The sequence below is a fragment of the Burkholderia sp. Ac-20345 genome (genome assembly GCF_017104825.1).
Lineage (GTDB): Bacteria > Pseudomonadota > Gammaproteobacteria > Burkholderiales > Burkholderiaceae > Burkholderia > Burkholderia lata_B.
Genome location: NZ_JAAGPO010000369.1, coordinates 1 through 4847, shown reverse-complemented (window position 1 = coordinate 4847; position 4847 = coordinate 1). Strand labels below are relative to the sequence as shown.

Below are 4847 nucleotides of genomic sequence, written 5' to 3'. Positions count from 1 at the left end.
CCATGCGAACCCGCGCCTCGTGTCGCCCGCGTTCGCGCGCGCGGCCCGCGCGGCGGGCGCCGACGTGTTCGAGCACACGCCGGTCGGCGACGTTCACCACGACGGCTCGCGCTTCCACTTCCACGCAGGCGGCCGCGCGTGCAGCGCGACGTGGCTGATCAATTCGGCCGGCGCGTGGGCGAACACGATCGCCGAGCGCTTCGGCGAAGCCGTGCCGATGGAGCCGATCTACCCGAACATGTGGGTGACCGAACCGCTGCCGCCGTTCATCACGCACAACCTCGGCGTCTATGGCGGCGGCGTGTACGCGCGGCAGGTCGCGCGCGGCAACTGCGTGATCGGCGGCGGGCGCGGCCGCGGCGACGGCGAGTTCGGCCAGCCGTCGGTCGATACGACGCGCGCGGTGATGCGCGACGCCTGCGCGCTGCTGCCCGCGCTGCGCGACGCGCTGCTGATCCGCACGTGGAGCGGCGTCGAAGGCTGCACGCCCGACCACAACCCGATCATCGGCGCGAGCCGCACGACGCCGCGCCTGCTGCATGCATTCGGTTTTTCCGGCGGCGGCTTCCTGCTCGCGCCGGGCGTCGGCGACGTGCTCGCCGATCTTGTCACGACCGGCGAAACCGCCACGCCGCTCGATGCGTTCTCGATCGGCCGTTTTGCACCGCAAGCCACGCCGACTACCCCTTTCCCCCAAGAGGAGACCCACAAATGAAACTGCTCGGAACGATCGCGGCGGCCGCCGCCCTCTGCATCGCAGGCGCGAATGCGCCCGCGTTCGCGCAAACGAAGACGATCTACGTCGGCATGAACGGCGGCCCGATGGAGAAGGCCTATACGAGCCAGGTGCTGCCCGACTTCGAGAAGGCGAACAACGTGAAGGTCGTCGTGGTGCCCGGCACGTCGTCGGACGTGCTCGCGAAGCTGCTCGCGAACCGCAACAAGCCGCAGATCCACGTCGCGTTCCTCGACGACGGCGTGATGGCGCGCGCGGTCAGCCTCGGCGTGTGCCAGAAGCTCGACGATTCGCCGGTGCTCAAGGAGCTGTATCCGTTCGCGCGGATGAAGGACGACGTCGGCGCAGGCGTGCAGCTCGGGATGACCGGCATCGCGTACAACAAGAAGCTGTTCGCGGAAAAAGGCTGGGCGCCGCCGACGTCGTGGATGGATTTCGCGGATCCGAAGTACAAGGGCAAGGTCGTGTTCCAGTCGGCGTCGAGCAGCACGTTCGGGCTGCATGGCTTCCTCGCGATCAACCGTCTGCTCGGCGGCAGCGAGCAGAACGTCGAGCCCGGCTTCAGCAAGTGGGCGAGCACGGTCGGGCCGAACGTCGTCGAGTACATCCCGAACTCGGCGAAGATCTCCGAGATGGTGCAGACCGGCGAGGCCGGCCTGTTCCCGCTCACGCCGACCGGCGTCGGCGACCTGCAGGACAAGGGCATCCCGGTCGCGTACGCGAATCCGAAGGAAGGCCCCGTGCTGCTGCTCGTCGACCTGTGCGTGGTGGCGAACAATCCCGATCCGCAGCTGGCGCAGAAGCTCGCGCAATTCCTGCTGTCCGCGCCCGCGCAGACGAAGGCCGCCGAGGCCGGCAGGCAGATCCCGACCAACCGCGTCGCGAAGATGCCCGCCGCGATGCAGCAAAGCCTCGGCAACGTCGACGACCTGGTGCGCAAGGTGACGGTCGTCGACTGGACCGCGATCAATGCGCGCCGCGCGCAGTGGGATACGCGCTGGAACCGGCAGATCGAGCGGTAAGCCTGCGCAGGCGCGGTTGCGTTACCGCAGCTTCTCCGCGACCGCGCGTGCCACCGAGCTCAGCGCATCGCCGCGCTCGAGCGCCGCGCGCGGCCGTGTCGCTGCGCCCTGCGCATCGAGCGCGCGCGGCGCGAAGTCCGGCGACGACGAGAACTTGACGATCGTCAGTGCGGTCTTCGGCTCGACGAGAATCGACTGGCCGAACCGCCCCGCCGCCGCGAACGAGCCGTCGCCGTCGTTCACCTGGTACCAGTAGTCGCGATACGCATAGCCGTCCTTGCCCGCGATCACGTTGCCCTTCGCGAACAGCGCCGCGTTGGGCGCGGGCTGCAGTGCCGCACGAATCGTCGCGGCCGGCAGCGTGCCGCGTGCGCCGCCGAGCCCGGTGCGCACGCGCTCTGCAAAGCGCGCGGCATCGCGCAGCGTCGTGTACAACCCGCCGCTCGCCATCGCCATCGCATTGCGGTCGACGACGACGTACGCATCGTCTTCCGCGAAATCGCGCCACAGCCACCGTTCGACCAGCGCGCTCCACGACTGCCCCGTCGCGCGCTGCATCGCCCACGCGACGGCTTCCGGCGAACCGTTCTGATAGAACCACGCGCTGCCGGGCGCCACGTCCGGTACACGCTGTACGGTCAGCAGGAAATCGGCGATGCTGGCCGGCGCGCCTTCACGGTGCGGCACCAGCCCGACGGCGCCGAACAGCCCGAGATCGGGCGGGATGCCCGGTGCGTACGCGGTCGGTACTTCCATGTCCAGGTTCTGCTGCAGCGTCGCGCCGCCGAACGGCGTGTCGGCGAGTTCCGGCACCGTGCGCGCGAGCGGCGCGCCCGCGTCGAGCACGCCGGATTCGATCATCTGCGCGGCCAGCAGGCCCGTCACCGATTTCGTCATCGACGCCCACGCGTGCGGCTGGTCGGGCCGGAAACCGTCGAAGTAGCGCTCGTAGACGATCCGGCCGCGCTGCACGACGATGAAGCCGTCCGTATGCGTTGCGCGCAAGTATGCGTCGAGCGTCAGCGTCTCGCCGCCGATCGTCACGGGCAGCGTGTCGAGGCCGGATGCCGGCTGCTCGGGCAACAGCATCGGCGCGGCCGCGTGCCGGATGCCGGCCGTCGGCGCGAGCAGCCGCGTATTGCCCAACGCCCAGCGCAGGCGTGCCGGCGTGAATGCGTTCGCCTTGTCGACGACCTGGCCGGACGGCGGCGGGAAGCCCTGCATCATGCTCGGGGTGACGGCGTCGGTTGCGGCGGGGACAGCGGGCGCGATCGCGGTGAGCGCGAGCCCGCCGGCCAGCACGAAAGCGTCAGCCAGCCGGCGAGTACGCCGGGTAGCGGTAAAGCGTCGATGAATTCGCATCGAATCATGTCTCGTAGTGGAAAGAAAGCGACCTTGTGCCGGGCGATCACGGCTGCTGGCCATCGATGCGCAGCAGGTTCGACACCGATGCGACCCCGTCGACGCGGCGCGCAACCGCCGCCGCGAGATTCACCTGGTTCGTATCGGTGACCGAGCCGCTGAGCGTCACGCTGCCGTCGCGCACTCGCACGAGGATGCGCGTGACGTTCAGGTTCTTCGTGCGTGCGAGCGCCGTGCTGACGCGGCGTTTCAGCTTGCGGTCTGCCGCCTTGCGTTGTGCCGGCGACAGGTCGGCCGACGCAGGCGCCTGCGCCGATGCCTGCACGGCCGTCTCCGCCGGTGCCGGGAGCGCCGCGCTCGCGGCATCGGGTTGCGCGTGGGCGACGACGGTCCAGCATGCCGCCGTCAGCAGCGCCGCAGCCAGTCGGGATGAAGTACGCATGATCGAATCACACTCCTGAAAGATCGTTGAAAAAAACTCAGAACTGCGTCATCAGGCCGATCGACACACCGGTCGTCGCGCTCGCACCGCGCCGCAGGTTCAGCGCCGCGATCGTCGCCGGGTCGCGCACGTATGCACCGGTCATCCCGTTGCGATCGACCTCGACATACAGCTCCGTGCGCTTCGACAGGAAGTACTCGGCGATCGCGTAGGTCGTCAGCTTGTGGCCGTCCGCACCCGACACGTTGCCGAGATTGCGCGCGCGGTCGTAGAACGCGGCCGCGCTCAGCTGCACCGACGGCAGCGGCTGCACGACGATGCCGAACGACGGGATATCGTCGCGCCGCGACGGCGCCCCCGCCTTGTTCGCGCTGACGTTCAGCGACGCGTAGCTCAGGTAGAAGCGCGCACGGCCAAGCTGCAGCGTGCCGCCCGCCTGGATCGTCTGCGCCGACTGCGAGCCGTCCGGGCTGTACGTCTTCGCGTACGACACGCCGCCCATCAGGTCCGAATACGTGTACATCGCGGCCGTCGAATAGCTGGTGCCCGCATGCGAGCTGCCCGCCACGCCGCCCGGCGAATAGTTCGCGCCGAACCGCAAACCGCCCACCTGCCCGAGATACTTGATCGTGTTGTTGAAGCGCGAGTCGAGCGTGAAGAAGTTGCCGTCGAACAGCACGCCCGGCTCGACCGCGAGCGATTGCCCGCGCCCGCCGAGCGGATCGAGCGCGATGCCGAGATCTTCCGCGGCGTTGAACTGGCGGCCGAGCGTCAGGCGGCCGAAGTCGCCGGCCAGGCCGACATACGCGGCCTGCGAAAACAACGTGCCGGACGTTTTCAGCGCACCGGTGCCGCTATTGAACGCGCCATCGAGCACGAACAGCGCCTTCAGCCCGCTGCCCAGATCTTCCTTGCCGCGAATGCCGAACTCGTTGCCCGCGATGATGTTGTTGTTGAACCCGACCTGGCTGCCGCCCGGCAACCCGTTGACCCAGCGCACGCCGCCGCCGATCCGGCCGAACAGCGTCACGCTCGACTGCGCATGCGCACTCCCCCACAGCGCGCCGATCAGCGCCGCCGCGATCATCTTCTTCATGTCTCCTCCTGCCGCGTCGTCGCACGGCGTATCGTGGTACTGCTTCCCGTCGAAAGGCGCCGCTGCCCGGCTGGCGGGTCGCACGCCGAAAGCGATGCAATGCAATGCGATAGGCGCGGCGGGCGCTAGCGGCCGCACGCGCCGACCGGCGGCGCGGCGCGCTCCGTGTCGCCCGCGAGGCGACGCAGC

At 69.2% G+C, this 4847-nt stretch carries 5 protein-coding genes; 2 read left to right on the top strand and 3 right to left on the bottom strand.

From position 1 onward, the window contains the following. Nucleotides 1–715 (top strand): FAD-binding oxidoreductase (locus tag G3O06_RS46700; RefSeq protein WP_205820129.1); only part of this gene is annotated, 715 nt, incomplete at its 5' end. Next, on the top strand, nt 712–1758 hold the full coding sequence (locus G3O06_RS46695; protein ID WP_174968170.1) for an ABC transporter substrate-binding protein: 1047 nt from the start codon (nt 712–714) through the stop codon (nt 1756–1758). The genes G3O06_RS46700 and G3O06_RS46695, both read left to right, overlap by 4 nt. 21 nt (nt 1759–1779) lie before the next feature. Here G3O06_RS46695 and G3O06_RS46690 read toward each other — a convergent pair whose 3' ends face one another. The 3 genes from G3O06_RS46690 to G3O06_RS46680 are packed head-to-tail and all read right to left on the bottom strand — an operon-like array spanning nt 1780 to nt 4658. Further along, a complete protein-coding gene (locus G3O06_RS46690; protein WP_205820128.1) occupies nt 1780–3120 on the bottom strand; it encodes a serine hydrolase in 1341 nt (446 codons plus the stop codon). A 46-nt stretch (nt 3121–3166) separates the two neighbouring features. After that, nucleotides 3167–3562, bottom strand: coding sequence for a BON domain-containing protein (locus G3O06_RS46685; RefSeq protein WP_205820127.1), 396 nt, complete (start codon nt 3560–3562; stop codon nt 3167–3169). A gap of 37 nt (nt 3563–3599) precedes the next feature. After that, complete coding sequence (locus tag G3O06_RS46680; RefSeq protein WP_205820126.1) at nt 3600–4658, bottom strand: porin; 1059 nt, start codon at nt 4656–4658, stop codon at nt 3600–3602. Between the last annotated feature and the right edge of the window lie 189 nt (nt 4659–4847).